Origin of the sequence: Muriicola sp. Z0-33, assembly GCF_026126425.1 — a bacterium.
In the GTDB taxonomy this organism is placed as follows: domain Bacteria; phylum Bacteroidota; class Bacteroidia; order Flavobacteriales; family Flavobacteriaceae; genus JAFMPW01.
Window position 1 is genome coordinate 106,521 of the sequence record NZ_JAFMPW010000007.1, and the last position, 14,436, is coordinate 120,956.

The 14,436-nt window shown below is 40.5% G+C and carries 13 protein-coding genes; 7 read left to right on the plus strand and 6 right to left on the minus strand.

Annotated elements, in window-relative coordinates:
• Positions 1–31 precede the first annotated feature (31 nt).
• The gene (locus J1G40_RS11365) at positions 32–1,561 is read right to left on the minus strand and encodes a DUF853 domain-containing protein (RefSeq protein ID WP_265242760.1); all 1,530 of its coding nucleotides are present in this window, start codon (positions 1,559–1,561) and stop codon (positions 32–34) included.
• Between the two features lie 30 nt (positions 1,562–1,591).
• On the minus strand, positions 1,592–3,268 hold the full coding sequence (locus tag J1G40_RS11370; RefSeq protein ID WP_265242761.1) for a PQQ-dependent sugar dehydrogenase: 1,677 nt from the start codon (positions 3,266–3,268) through the stop codon (positions 1,592–1,594).
• A gap of 70 nt (positions 3,269–3,338) precedes the next feature.
• Here J1G40_RS11370 and J1G40_RS11375 point away from each other — a divergent pair, with 70 nt between their 5' ends.
• Both J1G40_RS11375 and J1G40_RS11380 read left to right on the plus strand, forming a co-directional pair.
• Positions 3,339–4,709, plus strand: a complete 1,371-nt coding sequence (locus J1G40_RS11375) for an NRAMP family divalent metal transporter (RefSeq protein WP_265242762.1) — start codon at positions 3,339–3,341, stop codon at positions 4,707–4,709.
• 95 nt (positions 4,710–4,804) lie between these two features.
• Positions 4,805–5,437 (plus strand): 7-carboxy-7-deazaguanine synthase QueE, encoded by a 633-nt coding sequence (locus J1G40_RS11380; protein WP_265242763.1) that lies wholly within the window; start codon positions 4,805–4,807, stop codon positions 5,435–5,437.
• A 340-nt stretch (positions 5,438–5,777) separates the two neighbouring features.
• Here the strand turns inward: J1G40_RS11380 and J1G40_RS11385 are convergent, their stop codons facing one another.
• Together J1G40_RS11385 and J1G40_RS11390 are read right to left on the minus strand one after the other, a co-directional pair.
• Positions 5,778–6,578, minus strand: coding sequence for a hypothetical protein (locus tag J1G40_RS11385; RefSeq protein ID WP_265242764.1), 801 nt, complete (start codon positions 6,576–6,578; stop codon positions 5,778–5,780).
• Between the two features lie 64 nt (positions 6,579–6,642).
• Complete coding sequence (locus tag J1G40_RS11390; RefSeq protein ID WP_265242765.1) at positions 6,643–7,359, minus strand: class I SAM-dependent methyltransferase; 717 nt, start codon at positions 7,357–7,359, stop codon at positions 6,643–6,645.
• A gap of 95 nt (positions 7,360–7,454) precedes the next feature.
• On the opposite strand from J1G40_RS11390, the gene J1G40_RS11395 reads away from it, so the two are divergent.
• Both J1G40_RS11395 and J1G40_RS11400 read left to right on the plus strand, forming a co-directional pair.
• The gene (locus J1G40_RS11395; RefSeq protein ID WP_265242766.1) at positions 7,455–7,955 is read left to right on the plus strand and encodes a YkgJ family cysteine cluster protein; all 501 of its coding nucleotides are present in this window, start codon (positions 7,455–7,457) and stop codon (positions 7,953–7,955) included.
• Between the two features lie 99 nt (positions 7,956–8,054).
• Positions 8,055–8,894, plus strand: a complete 840-nt coding sequence (locus tag J1G40_RS11400) for a sterol desaturase family protein (RefSeq protein WP_265242767.1) — start codon at positions 8,055–8,057, stop codon at positions 8,892–8,894.
• A gap of 4 nt (positions 8,895–8,898) precedes the next feature.
• On the opposite strand, the gene J1G40_RS11405 is transcribed toward J1G40_RS11400, so the two are convergent.
• On the minus strand, positions 8,899–10,152 hold the full coding sequence (locus J1G40_RS11405; RefSeq protein ID WP_265242768.1) for a DUF1343 domain-containing protein: 1,254 nt from the start codon (positions 10,150–10,152) through the stop codon (positions 8,899–8,901).
• A 3-nt stretch (positions 10,153–10,155) separates the two neighbouring features.
• On the opposite strand from J1G40_RS11405, the gene J1G40_RS11410 reads away from it, so the two are divergent.
• Positions 10,156–11,397 carry an ABC transporter permease gene (locus tag J1G40_RS11410; RefSeq protein ID WP_265242769.1) on the plus strand — a complete coding sequence of 414 codons (1,242 nt, stop codon included), beginning with the start codon at positions 10,156–10,158 and terminating at the stop codon, positions 11,395–11,397.
• A gap of 109 nt (positions 11,398–11,506) precedes the next feature.
• Positions 11,507–12,487, plus strand: a complete 981-nt coding sequence (locus tag J1G40_RS11415; protein WP_265242770.1) for a PLP-dependent cysteine synthase family protein — start codon at positions 11,507–11,509, stop codon at positions 12,485–12,487.
• 7 nt (positions 12,488–12,494) lie between these two features.
• On the opposite strand, the gene J1G40_RS11420 is transcribed toward J1G40_RS11415, so the two are convergent.
• Positions 12,495–13,370 (minus strand): DUF1080 domain-containing protein, encoded by an 876-nt coding sequence (locus J1G40_RS11420; RefSeq protein ID WP_265242771.1) that lies wholly within the window; start codon positions 13,368–13,370, stop codon positions 12,495–12,497.
• A 250-nt stretch (positions 13,371–13,620) separates the two neighbouring features.
• Here J1G40_RS11420 and J1G40_RS11425 point away from each other — a divergent pair, with 250 nt between their 5' ends.
• Entirely contained in the window at positions 13,621–14,412 is a 792-nt protein-coding gene (locus J1G40_RS11425) for an aldose 1-epimerase (protein ID WP_321160196.1), read from the plus strand.
• Positions 14,413–14,436 lie beyond the last annotated feature (24 nt).

The window sequence follows — 14,436 nt, forward strand, 5'->3', positions numbered from 1 at the left end:
TAATTTTTAATTAGTAAATTCTTTTGGTGTTTTAGCGGATCACTTTTTTAAGCACCCCTAGAACACCTCTGATAAAAGTTGCGCTTGTAAGTACTTTCACCACCGGGTTTTGTCTGGTACTTCGTCTGCGGCTGGTAGTTCTTCTGGAACGTTCCTTTTCCTTTTCAGCTTCTTCCTTTTCCTTTTCCTTTTCGGCTTCTTTCTCCGCCTTTTCTATTTTTTCATTCAGCATTTCATAGGCGCTTTCACGGTCTATATCTTCGCTGTATTTACTAACGAGTTTAGAATTGTCTATTACCGTCCTCAGTTCCCCCTCTGTCAGTATATCCATCCTGCTCATAGGCGCCCGGAGCATGGTGGCAGCAAGCGGGGTGGGTCTTCCCTTTTCGTCCAGGGCAGAAATTAAAGCCTCACCAATCCCTAATGAAGTAAGTACTTCTTTAGTATCGTAATATTCGGAAATAGGGTAGTTTTCTGCTGTAAGTTTTATTGCCTTTCTGTCTCTGGCTGTAAAGGCCCTAAGTGCGTGTTGTACCTTTAAACCTAATTGGGCCAGTACAGCATTAGGTACGTCCGTAGGGTTTTGGGTTACGAAGTAAAGCCCAATTCCTTTAGACCTAATTAGCTTGACAATACTTTCAATCTGATCTAAAAGCGCTGTAGATGCTTCTTTAAATATCAGGTGGGCCTCATCTATAAAAAGGATCAACTCGGGTCTGTCGCTATCACCCTGCTCGGGAAATGTAGCATATACTTCAGCGAGCAAACTAAGCATAAATGTGGAAAACAGCTTGGGGCGGTCCTGGATATCTGTCAATCTTATGATATTGATATACCCCCTGCCGTTTTCATCAATCCGGGTTAAATCGTCTACTTCGAACGACTTTTCACCAAAAAACAGATCGGCACCTTGTTGTTCTAACTCGATAATTTTTCTGAGAATGGTGCCCGTGGAACTTGTAGAAATTCTCCCGTAATCTTTAGTGAATTCGGCCTTACCTTCACCGGTTGCATATTGCAGAACTTTCTTAAAATCTTTAAGGTCTAAAAGAGGCAGTTTATTATCATCACAATACTTAAATACCACCGCCACAATGCCTTCCTGGACTTCGGAAAGGTCTAGAATCCTGGAGAGCAATACCGGGCCAAATTCCGAAACTGTTGCTCTGAGCTTTACCCCATCCTGTTCGGAAAGCGACAGTATTTCTACAGGAAAACTTTTAGGCTCAAAAGGAAGTCCAATTTTCTCGTGCCGCTCATCAATCTTTGGATGACCTGGGCTGGGCTGGGCAAGGCCACTTAAATCTCCTTTGAGGTCCATCAGCAAAACCGGAATACCTTTATCAGATAAATTTTCAGCAATCACCTGAAGCGTTTTCGTTTTACCGGTACCCGTTGCTCCGGCAATTAAACCATGGCGGTTTAAAGTTTTAAGTGGAATTTTTACATGCGCCCCGGATACGGTTTCACCATCTAACATAGCGGCACCCATAGTTATAAAATCGCCCTTGGTGGTATATCCTTTTTCAATATGCGCGTAAAATTCGTCCTTGGTACTCATTTGCTATAATTTTTCATAAAAATAGGGGAATTATTTTAGTTGGCGCAGCTGATAAATTTTCCCGTCTGCTTTTGTGAAAAAGTAAATATTACCTGTACAGTCTTGTCCCAGCCGGAGATCTACCCGATTACTATTGGTTAAAGCCCTGAAATCTGTTATAGAATCATTATTGGCAATTCTTATTTTCTGCAAAGATGGCTTCCCGTCTTTCTTTAAATTAGAAATATATACCCAGCCGGCCGGGATATCGCCAAAGATATAATTGCGTTCTGAAGAGTTTTCAATAAAATGCCCCCCACTAATAGCAGCGCCATCAGTATGGTCGTATTCTATGGCCGCATAACTGACAGCTGCTTCATGGTCATTTTCCGGAAGCGGAAATACATTATTGAGATTTCCATAGGTGTCTAGCTCAAATGACCCTTCTCTTAAGGGCCATCCGTAAAATTTACCAGCTTCCACAAGGTTGATCTCCTCTATTTGTGTATGACCAATGTCTGTGGCATAAAGGGTCCCATCTTTGTCCCAGGCGAACCTGTTAGGATTTCTAAAGCCATATGCCCACAACTCTTGTGCCTTATGTTCCTGGCCCGCAAATGGATTACTGCTGGGGATGCCGTAGGCCGAAGCATTGTTAGCTGATTTACCAGGATCTATTCTTAGTATACTGCTCCATACCCCTTTTCCCTTATGATCTGAGATGGCCACATGGCCATTTTGTACTGAGGCTCCATCTCCCAGACCTATATAAAGCATTCCATAATCGTCATCTCCCGGAGTAGCTACAGGATTAAAAGCAATCTCCTGCATACCATGAATGGTTCCAAAGAAATCTACCCTTAATAATTCCCTGGATGTACCAGCAAAGGTAGCGGCCTGCGGATTTCCTGCCTTCCATTCCTTTACAACCCATTGTAATGAAGTTTCAATACTATCCGCGATAGCAAAATTTGCCGGTTTAGCTCTCGCCGGCTCGGAATGTGTGGTGTAGAAAAGTCCATTTTCATCAAAACTGGGATGAAATGCAAAACTTCCAAAACCAGTAGCAAGCCCTGGCTGGGATAAAAAGTTTTCTTCAAATTCGTTTATCCTGAAATACAACTGAGGTTTCCGGTTTACCAATTCGTATAATGCACCCCTGAGGTCATTAATAAAGAGGCGGCCAGACCTTCCTCCACATTCCATTTTATTAATTCTGGCCAGGGGGGGCTGTTCGGCTGAAGCCGGAATTTGGGTAACAAACTCCAAATGGGCCACTGCTTCAGAAAACTTCAGGCTATCTTTTATTGGATCTGTCAATGGTAACCTGTTACTGCTCATCTTTGGAACATTTGTCTTCACCGAGTGCATAAAGCTTATAATATCATCAATTTCCGAGCTTTTGAGATTTCCAAAACCGGGCATAAGCACCGGATACCTTTCTGTAAGTTGCAGCGTGCGCTCATCCTTTTCGGCCAGGAGTTGAGACGGGTTTGTTATATGGGCTTTTATCCAATCTGTAGGCACTTTTCTGGTAAGGCCATTTAAATTTGGACCCATTCCATCCTGAAGAAAATTATGACATGAACTGCAATTATTCTTAAATAATAACTGTCCGTTTTCAATATTCGCTGCTGTGGTTTTTATATCAGCGCCAAAGGCATCCTTAGTATTGGATTTACAGCTAAAAATTAAGAGAAAAAAACTGAGGACTAATATGTATTTCATTGCGAACAATATTAATACTTTTTTTTTATTGCCCGCTGGTGATATTAATTTAGGAATGGTTTAATAATTGATGAGCGCAGCAATTATTATAAATAAGGTTTTTGCTAAATTAGGGCATTCGGTAAGAGCAGCCTTAGACACTATAAATAATCCTCATATTAAGATAATGGACCAATCTTTTCAAAATAAATCAATTTTCAAGCGGATTATTGCTCTGATATTGGCCTTCGGTCCGGGAATCTTTGCCATCGGATATACCATAGGTACCGGGAGTGTGACATCAATGATCGTAGCGGGCAGCACCTATGGCATGCAGTTACTGTGGGTGCTTTTATTAAGTTGTGCCTTTTCTGGTATCCTCATGTACGTTTATGGCAATTATGCATTGCTATCCGGGGAAACGGCTTTATTCGCATTCAGGAAACATATAAAATGGGGAAAAGTAATAGCAATTCTGATAATTATTGGGATTTCTTTTGGTCAATGGAATTCCTTGATGGGAATTATGGGACTCTCTTCCAATATCATTTATGAAATCTTTGCGATTTACTTCCCCGAGATTGCCCAATACAAATATGAAGTCGTAATAGCAATAGCTGTAGTGGTTACTGCAATTTTTTATGCACTTCTATTGGTGGGGAAGTATAGCTTTTTTGAGAAGATCCTGGTCATTTTTGTAACCATAATGGGCCTTTCGTTCCTAATATCCCTCTTCATTGTTTACCCCTTACCCTCTGAAGTAATAAGTGGACTCATTCCTTCCATTCCAAAGGTTGAGGGAGGCATGATGCTGGTGGTAGCCTTTGTAGGTACAACCATGGCTGCAGCTACCTTTTTGTCTCGTCCACTTTTTGTAAAGGGCAAAGGCTGGACAATAGAGAATCTGAAACAGCAAAAGAAGGATGCCATTATAGCAGCAATATTGGTATTCGCGATCAGTGCTGCGGTTATGGCCGTGGCCAGCGGAGCATTATTTCACCAGGGAAAACCGGTTACAGAGGTCCTGGATATGGTAAATACCCTTGAGCCCGTGGCCGGGAGATTTGCGCTGACATTGTTCTTTTTTGGCACCTTGAGTGCCGGATTATCTTCAATTTTTCCAATATTACTAATAGCTCCAATTTTAATTGCAGATTATCAATCCGGGAAGCTGGATACCAATTCCAGGCAATTCAGGATCATAACGGCTTTTGCCTGTTTGTTTGCATTAATTGTTCCTGTATTTGGTTCAAATCCGGTAGAGATGCAGATTGTTTCCCAAATATTCAATGTATTTGTGCTGCCGCTTGTGATTGTAGGTATTATGCTTTTGATTAATAATAAAAGCCTGATGAAGGGACACAAAACAAGCATCTGGATAAATCTTGGGCTACTACTTGCCTTTCTGTTCTCTTGTATCATTTCATACAATGGGGTTTTGGCTCTGGATAATTACTTCTAATCCTACGTGTTCTATCGTTCGATAAAACGCAATTCCCGGAAATGTTTAAAAATTAATAGGCTTTATTTAAGTAGGCTATTCAGTATCTTTGCAAAATGTTGAAAGATGAGGTATTAGATTTGGTAAACAAGGGGCTGATGTTGCCTTTGATGGAAGAGTTTTACACCATTCAGGGCGAGGGGTTTCACAAAGGGACAGCGGCTTATTTTATCAGGATTGGTGGCTGCGATGTGGGTTGCCATTGGTGTGATGTAAAGGAAAGCTGGAATGCCGACACTCATCCCCCCACTGCAATTGAAAGCATCGTTGAGAATGCCGCAACCTATTCGGATACAATTGTCATTACCGGGGGAGAACCCCTTACATGGGATATGGGACCATTAACATCTGCCTTAAAAAGTAAAAACTTACAAATACATATAGAGACTTCAGGAGCCTACCCACTGACCGGTAACTGGGACTGGATCTGTTTGTCTCCTAAGAAAAATAAACTGCCAGAGACTGAAATTTATGAGAGGGCTCATGAGTTGAAGGTGATTGTTTATAACAAACACGATCTGATTTTTGCCGAGGAGCAGGCTGCGAAGGTAAATGAAGATTGTATCCTCTATTTACAACCAGAATGGAGTGTAAGAGATAAAGTAACGCCTTTGATTGTAGACTATGTAATGGCGCATCCCAAATGGAAGGTTTCCCTCCAAACCCATAAATACCTTAATATACCCTAGGGAACAGTAAACAGTAAACAGTAAACAGTAAACAGGGAACAGTAAACAGTAAACACGAGATCTTTTTTGATTATCCTGTGGATGATTGAAAAAGGCTGCGAGATGATGCGGCTGGATAAAGTAATCAGTAAACAGTAAACAGTAAACAGTAAACAGTAAACAGTAAACACGAGATCTTTTTTGATTATCCTGTGGATGATTGAAAAAGGCTGCGAGATGATGCGGCTGGATAAAGTAATCAGTGATCAGTGAGCGGTAAACATTAAACAGTAAACAGTGAACAGTAAACTGTGATCAGTAAGCAGTTAGTAATTTTCCCCTGTCCACTTTTACTTTTCACCTATTTCCCTCCGTTATTTTGGAGGTCTAAGATACATTCGGCATCCAGGCTGGGAGTAGCTGCAATCCCTTTAGAAGTTCTACTTTCTAACATGCTCATCATTCCGCCGCCAAACTGCAATTCTGCCCTCATCAAACAACCTGCTACATCACAATGGTTTCCTGCATCAGGATCTTCATGAGGATTAACCTCGGGGGTACCCAGGTCTACCAATCCGAACAGATGGCCAAATTCGTGATTTAAAGTAGCTGTTTCAACATCCGCATTGGTTATAAGCCCACTCTGATTGGCGAGTTGCCTTACCGTACTTTCATATATAATCATTGAAGTATTTCTGTAAACTGCACCTAAAGTTACCAGCCCTTCATCCAAGTCATCATCCACAGAAGGGGCATCGGCAAAATAAATATAGATGGCCAAAGTTTCACCATCGTTGTATAAGGTTCTGTTTTCATCTTCAATCTGAGCAATTTCTGTCAGTGTTAGATCTTCTTCATTTGGGGAAGCAACTTCCCTGTAAATTACTTCTATATCCTCTTTGAACGTTCTTTCATTAAGGAAGGTCATGAAATCGTTCATTGCCTGTTGAGTAGGCTGAAATCCTGCAACATGGACCACCTCTATTTCCATACGGGTAAAATTATCATTAGAGAGGATATCATTGGCAGAATCGCCAGTGGCTTTAAGGTTTGCTGATTTATCAATGCCCACAGGTTCCTCCGGACTATCATCAGAGCTTTTGGAGCAATTAAGCACAATTCCTAATAGCAAAACGAGAAATAATAATCTGTAAATTTTCATACAATTTTATTTTTTATGCTAACCTCCGCAAGCTATATTACTAAACGAAGAGATTGGCAATCTATTACTTTCCAAGGCTTAGTCTTGCCAAATAGTCGTAATGTTCACCTTCCATTACAAGTTCACAAGACCATCCATGTGCTCTGGTGTGTGCTTTCAACGTATCATAATCCAGGTATAGCCATTGGAAGGGGGCACTACTGTAGCCTTTGTATTCCATTGTAAAGGTTACTTCACCGTAGTATTGGCCGCTTCTGATAAGCGACTTTGTTTTTTCATATATGTCTTCCTCATCAAACATATAAATTATGTCACTCGAATCTAGCAAGACCTGCCCTCCTGGTAACAACAACTGCTTTAATTGTTTTAAAAAAGGATCTAACTTCGACAAACTTTCAGCGATTCCTATTCCATTCATCAATAACAATAAAGTATCAAATTTCATTCCATCCAGGCCATAAATAGTGCTGTTCAACGTTTTTTTAAGGCCTCTGAGCTTGCATGTGCTTATTGCACCTTCAGAAACGTCTAATCCGGTAACATCTAGCCCTTTTTCTTGTAAATAGAGGGCATGGTTTCCCGCACCGCATCCAATATCCAGCACATTACCCTTGCAAAGTTTCAGGGCCTGCTGCTCTATCGCGGGCATTGCCTCAAAATTTCTGAAGAGGTAGGGCAGAGGCATTTTATCCTGCCCCGCCACAGTGGAGAAGGTGATAATATCCTCTTTATATTTACCGCTTTGATAATCCAGCAGTGCTTGTCCAAATACATCTCGCATTATTAATTTGTACTTTACCCACAAATGTGGGTTATTTGACAAACATATAAAAACGATTTCCGGAAATCACCCTATTGCCAATTATTGAATAGTACATGGACCAAATTTTAAGGGACCTGCCTAACAGCGCCCGTGAGAAACACAAGGAGAATAAAAAGTTCTTCGCCCGGCTAAGAAAAAGACCACCCAAAGATCTGGATAGGACAATGCAGTCTTTGCACAATGAGGAATTTGAGCAGACAGATTGCCTTAAGTGCGCTAATTGCTGTAAAACTACCGGTCCCTTGTTCACCAATATTGACATCGAAAGAATCTCAAAGTATTTGAGAATGAAACCCAGTCTGTTTATTGAGCGCTATCTAAAGGTTGATGAAGAAAATGACTTTGTGCTGAAGCAGGTCCCCTGCACTTTTTTAGGAGCAGATAATTATTGCTCAATTTACGATGTCAGGCCCAAGGCTTGCCGCGAATTCCCACATACTAATCGCAAAAAGTTCCAGCAGATCAGCCATCTTACCCTTAAAAATGTTGCTATCTGCCCCGCAGCCTTTAATATTGTTGAAAAAATGAAGCAATCAATAAACAATAAACAATAAGCAATAAACAATAAGCAATAAACAATAAACAATAAGCAATTAACAATAACTGCCCACTCTCCACTGTTTATTGATTATTGAAATAGTTATCTTTAAACCATGGAAGCAATTCTTAATTATTTTGAAACCATACCGTCTGCCCACAGGAGTATTATACTGGTTTCAGGTCTGACCTTTTTCTGGTTGCTGGAAGGGGCGGTGCCATTGTTCAGATTTAAGTATAAGAAATGGAGACATGCCGTTCCCAATATATTTTTTACGTTAACTACTATTGTTATCAATTTTGCGCTTGCTTTTTTGTTTTTGATGACAAGCGATTGGGTAACTGCCAATGATTTCGGGATAATAAATTGGTTGCCTCAAATGCCACTGTGGGCCTACATCATTCTGGGTGTATTGCTGCTAGATTTTTTTGGGGCTTATTTATCACATTATGTAGAACATCAGGTGAAACCCCTGTGGATGATCCATCTTGTACATCATACAGATCATGAAGTAGATACTACCACTGCTAACAGGCACCATCCCCTGGAAAGTGTTATCAGGTTCTCCTTTACGCTGTTAGGGATCTTTTTAGTGGGCGCACCAGTAGGCATTGTCATGTTATATCAATCCCTGTCCATTGTTGCAACCCAGTTCAGTCATGCTAATATCAAATTACCTTCAAAAATAGATGAGCTGATCAGCTGGGTAATCGTGTCTCCTGATATGCACAAGGTACACCATCATTATATGTTGCCTTATACCGATTCTAATTATGGAAATATATTTTCAATCTGGGATCGGCTGTTTGGCACTTTTATGAAGTTAGACAGGGAAGCTATCGTCTACGGTGTGGATACCTTTCCGGACAGAGAAGAAAACGGCAGCGTAATTGGCTTGCTAAAACAACCCTTTCATAAATACAGAAGACCTACAAGTATCAAAAGAGAAGAATAAAACTTCATTTGTAAATCAGATAGGGCTCCCTTATTTTCTTAAAACGATCCAGGTCTGCTTCCCAGGATTTTCTAATCTCATCTTCGGAAAAACCTGCTTCAATCTGCTCTTGCAATGAGGCTGTTCCAGCATGTTTTGTAAATCCGGAGGTATTAAAAAATTTTGTTTTGTCATTACAGTTTTGATAGGCATCAAGAATATGTTTTAATGCCACTTGATGCATTCGGCCCGATTTGGATAAATCTGTTCCATAACAAACTTCCCTTTTGTGCTTTGGGTTTTTTGATCCGAAATTTGGGACAGGGGTATATTGAAAATCGTATTTTAATGTGTCTAGAAATGGAGCGCCATAACGTTGAAACTGATATTCCGTGCCCCTTCCCGCATTAACATTGGTCCCTTCAAAAAGTCCCAACCCGGGATAGAGTGTAATAGCGGTGTCATTAGGGAGGTTCGGAGAAGGCCTGATGGGCAAACTGTATGCCGACTGATGGGTGTAATTTTGCAGTGAAATAATATTTAAAGCCACCTTTCTTTCATTCTCTAACCAACCCTCCTCGTTAATCATGTTGGCATATTCCCCAATGGTCATGCCGTAAACCAGAGGAATTGGGGTCATTCCCAAAAATCCGGTATGTGCTTCTTCCATAGTTGGCCCATCAATATAGTGGCCGTTCGGGTTGGGCCGATCTAATACAACTAACCCTATGCCTTTTTCTGCGCAGGCTTCCATTACCAATTGCAGTGTGGCGATATAGGTATAAAACCGAACCCCAACATCCTGTATGTCAAAGATCACAAGATCTAATCCGTCTAACTGCTCCTGGGAGGGTTTGCGATTTTTCCCATACAATGATATTATTGGAAGTCCTGTTTTGGTGTCTGTACCATCTTTTACATGTTCCCCGGCATCTGCTTTACCCCGGAATCCGTGTTCTGGTGCAAAAACTTTTTTAATATCTACCTTCAGGGAGCGTAAAGAATCTACCAAATGGGTATACCCATAGGTGTTTTCTTCTGAAGTTTTAAAAATAACACTGGTCTGATTGGCCACTATTCCAACGGTCTTGTCCTTTAACATGGGGAGATATTCAGAAAGGCGGTTAGCCCCGACAACTATAGCTCCATCTTGCTGGTTAACACTGGTTACTTCGTTTGAGCGGGTAAAATGAGCGGAGTTCTTCTCCTGGTTTCCGCAAGCAGAAAGTATCAAAAGCCACAATAATACTGTATTTTTGATACCGGATAAAAATGCCATCAATTGAATTTAGAATATTTTATTGCTAAGCGCCTAATTAAGGGTAGGGAACATAAAATTAGCATATCTGCACCAATTATAAAAATTGCCATAACGGCCATTGCATTGGGTGTAATAATGATGTTGATTGCTATCGCAACAGGAGTGGGCCTCAAGCACAAGATTAGGGAAAAAGTATCCGCATTTAATGGCCATATTCAAATTTATAATTATGATAATAACGTTTCGGACGTTTCTGTTGTACCCGTTTCTGTAGAACAGGACTTCTATCCTGAATTTAATACTGTTGAAGGGGTATCCCATGTTCAGGCTGTGGCCAGTAAAGCTGGAATTATCCGGACTGCAGATACCTTTGAAGGAATAATTGCCAAAGGGGTTGGCAAGGATTATAACTGGACGGCCTTTCAGGAGTATTTAACGGCAGGAGCACTACCAGATTATAGTGGGAAACTTAACTCGGAGGTCCTCATATCCGCATTAATTGCAAACAAATTAGGGCTAAAGTTGGGAGATTCATTTTTTGCGGTATTTATCAAGGAAGATAATCCGTCGGCCACCCCAAATCAACGCAAGTTTCAGATTACCGGAATTTATGATAGTGGTTTTGAGGAGTTAGATGAGCTCTATGTTTTCACAGATATTCGCCACATCCAACGAATGAATAAGTGGCAGGAAAATGAGGTGGGCAATTTTGAAATCTTCCTGGATGATTTCGACGAAATTGAGGAAAAAAGCATGGAAATTTACGGGCAAACGCTCTCCACTTTAGATACTCAGAATATTAAAAACAAATATGTCCAGATTTTTGAATGGATAGGTTTATTCGATTTTAATATCGCGCTTATTATAGGTATCATGATTATCGTTGGAGGTATTAATATGATAACAGCTCTCCTGGTATTAATTCTTGAACGTACCCAGATGATTGGGATTCTTAAGGCCCTGGGTTCTCCGAATTGGAGCATTAGAAAAGTGTTTTTATACAACGCTGCATACCTTATTGGTGTTGGTCTATTCTGGGGGAATCTAATAGGTCTGGGCCTCATTTGGTTGCAGCATAATTACCGAATGTTTAAGTTTCCAAACCCCAAAGAGTACTATATAGATTATATCCCTGTCCATATAGATATTTTGACGGTAGTTCTGCTTAATATTGGGGTGCTGCTACTTTGTTTAATAATGCTCTTACTTCCTTCATATATCATTACCAAAATTACACCCGTTAAGGCTATCAAGTTCGAATGATTTTAAAATCAGGACATTAATTTTTTCCTATCTGTTATTTCAGATAGTTTAGTTTATGTATATGTAAACATGAAAGTAAATTTCGCAAAGTTGTACCTTTGCACTACTTATGGAATACGCTGAAAATATCCTTGAAACCATTGGAAATACACCACTGGTTAAGATCAATAAACTCACCGTTGAATTGCCTTGTCTGGTACTGGCAAAATATGAAACATTCAACCCCGGAAATTCTGTCAAAGACCGGATGGCATTGCAGATGGTAGAGGATGCCGAAGCAGACGGGAGGTTGCAACCTGGAGGTACAATTATAGAAGGGACCTCCGGGAATACGGGTATGGGCCTTGCATTGGCCGCAGTAATAAAGGGGTATAAAATGATCTGCGTTATCAGCGATAAACAATCCAAGGAAAAGGTAGATATCCTCAAAGCTATGGGAAGCGAGGTATATGTCTGTCCTACGGATGTGGCACCAGAAGATCCCCAAAGCTATTATTCCACCGCCAGGAGACTGGCCCAGGAAATTCCTAATTCCTGGTATGTAAATCAGTACGATAATCCTTCAAATACCAAAGCCCATTTTCTTAGTACAGGGCCCGAGATCTGGGAGCAAACAGATGGGAAGGTTACCCATTTTGTAGTTGGTGTGGGCACCGGAGGTACTATATCCGGAGTGGGGACTTACCTAAAATCCATGAATCCGGATATAAAAGTATGGGGTGTAGATACCTATGGTTCCGTATTTAAAAAATATCACGAGACAGGAATTTTTGATCAGAACGAAATATATCCCTACATCACAGAAGGTATTGGGGAAGACATTCTGCCAAAAAATGTAAATTTTGATGTCATTGACGGCTTTACCAAGGTAACAGATAAGGATGCTGCAGTATATACCCAAAGACTGGCAAAGGAAGAAGGTATGTTTCTTGGGAATTCTGCCGGTGCTGCCGTAAAAGGCGTATTGCAACTAAAAGAACATTTTAAAAAAGATGATGTGGTGGTGGTATTATTTCACGATCATGGTAGCCGGTATGTCGGTAAAGTCTTTAATGACGATTGGATGAGAGAAAAAGGGTTTATCGACTAGCATGCGTTTAGTATTCGCAACTTTTGGGATCCGACTTTATATAATGCTTTGAATAATTTTTAGCTTTCGGATTCATACAACCTTTTAAATTCTGAATTTTAATATTTCTAAAATCAATGGGTTGCCCCTCACTCTGCAGGGCAATGAACCCTTCTTTTAAAAGCTGTCCGTCTATTTTAACTGCCGGGTCGTACCTATTTACTACGCCCCCACCAATTTGAGGCTCAGTATACTCCAGTACCGTTTTGCCGTTTATCTTATGGGTGACTAAAGAATCTCCCCTGACAATTAATTCGGCGGCTACCCACTGTTCTCCAAAGTAGGTGTCGGAAGAAGAATTAATACAATGTCTGGGGTCTATTTTTCCTCCAAATACCACATCAGTGCCCGGGGAGCACATATTTCCTGTTGGCCTGGATTTTCCTTCTTCAAGACCAGCCAGAAACTGCATTTCAACAGAAATGGGCCAGTCTTGTTCTTTAGGCATACTTCTTGGATCCTGTGAATGAAACATTATACCGCTGTTTTTTAAGGTAAAAATCGGAGCCCCCGGATGAAGCTCGCCAACGAAACGGTATTCCAGTTTCAATTTAAAATAGGAGTAGGGCCGGTCGTAATACAAATGCCCGTATCTTTCGTTAAAATCTCCTTCATAGTTGTCATAGCGCACTTGAATTATACTATCTTTTACCCTAAAAGTATCTCCATGATTGTCTCCTACTTCATAGTGGTGAATCTTAACCGTCCATCCACTTAAATCATTCCCGTTAAACATACTATGCCACGCTTCAGTAGCCAATGATTGTGATGATAAATTTGATGTTATGGATAGCAGTAAAAAGAATAGCATGCCCCAATTGGAAACTAAAGATTGCGTTTTCATAGAAAGTTTTTCAAATTATCCTTTGAAAGATAGTCGAATATTTCTTTTGTGCCATACGCGAAATAATTTCCCCGTGGCTTAACTACCTTTGTTATTTGTAAATTAGTCGAATATTCTGCCTTATGACCAATCAATTGAGCAGGTTGCCCCTTAATTCGACATCGTCATTTTCTTTTGGAACAGCACTTTCAATATAAGTCTAACGGGAGATATAGAAATAAAAACTTAATAATTTAATAGTTCATATAGTTTGATCACGACACTTCTTAAAGCGGACCACAAAGTAGCCATTGAAGACGGGGAACTCATTAGTTACCAGGTTGCCGGGCACGAGTATATTCATCAAAAGGGGAGTCCCGGTTGGGGGAGTTCGGACACTGAGATGTTTCCAATTATTGGCCCGACTGCAGATGCCGGATACCGGGTTCAGGTTCCAAGAGCCAATGCCCTGCAAGATCAACATGGAATATTAAGGGAATTGGAATATCAATTGTTGTCTAAAACCGAGAACGGCGCTATATATCAGAAAGAATACAAATCTGGCACAGTGGTGAATAATTCTAAATACCCTGAAAAATCTACTGCCAGGTTATTGATATGGCCATTCAATTTTAATTTTAAAAAAGAATTTGAGCTCGTGGAAGATGGTTTGCAAATTACTTTTACTGTATCAGGTGAAAGAGATATGCCTTATATGCTGGGCTACCATCCGGCCTTTAAATTACACTCGGAGCAACCCTACCTTGAGACTTCCGAAAAGCGCATCTCATTAGATGAGGTTTTGGCCGTAGGGAGCAGGGCATTGGAAATTCCGGATTGCGCAAGAATTGCCCTTATGGATGAGAACTCGATTACTATAGAAACAGAAGGTTTTGGCCATTTAATGTTGTGGACAGAAGTGCCAAATATGATCTGTATAGAGCCCATAACCTTTTATCCATATTCCCTGCCGCAATCAAAATTGCACGAAGGATTTGATTATCTGGCAGCAAATGAGAAAACATTTAAAGTACTTCTGTCTCCGGAGAAGACTATATCCTAAGAAATTACTAAACTAAGCTCATAA

Coding starts and splice junctions, on each gene's coding strand:
- J1G40_RS11395 (WP_265242766.1), top strand. CDS start 7,455: ATGGACCAAATTTTAAGGGACCTGCCTAACAGCGCCCGTGAGAAACAC.
- J1G40_RS11380 (WP_265242763.1), top strand. CDS start 4,805: ATGTTGAAAGATGAGGTATTAGATTTGGTAAACAAGGGGCTGATGTTG.
- J1G40_RS11400 (WP_265242767.1), top strand. CDS start 8,055: ATGGAAGCAATTCTTAATTATTTTGAAACCATACCGTCTGCCCACAGG.
- J1G40_RS11415 (WP_265242770.1), top strand. CDS start 11,507: ATGGAATACGCTGAAAATATCCTTGAAACCATTGGAAATACACCACTG.
- J1G40_RS11390 (WP_265242765.1), bottom strand. CDS start 7,359: ATGCGAGATGTATTTGGACAAGCACTGCTGGATTATCAAAGCGGTAAA.
- J1G40_RS11405 (WP_265242768.1), bottom strand. CDS start 10,152: ATGGCATTTTTATCCGGTATCAAAAATACAGTATTATTGTGGCTTTTG.
- J1G40_RS11385 (WP_265242764.1), bottom strand. CDS start 6,578: ATGAAAATTTACAGATTATTATTTCTCGTTTTGCTATTAGGAATTGTG.
- J1G40_RS11375 (WP_265242762.1), top strand. CDS start 3,339: ATGAGCGCAGCAATTATTATAAATAAGGTTTTTGCTAAATTAGGGCAT.
- J1G40_RS11370 (WP_265242761.1), bottom strand. CDS start 3,268: ATGAAATACATATTAGTCCTCAGTTTTTTTCTCTTAATTTTTAGCTGT.
- J1G40_RS11420 (WP_265242771.1), bottom strand. CDS start 13,370: ATGAAAACGCAATCTTTAGTTTCCAATTGGGGCATGCTATTCTTTTTA.
- J1G40_RS11365 (WP_265242760.1), bottom strand. CDS start 1,561: ATGAGTACCAAGGACGAATTTTACGCGCATATTGAAAAAGGATATACC.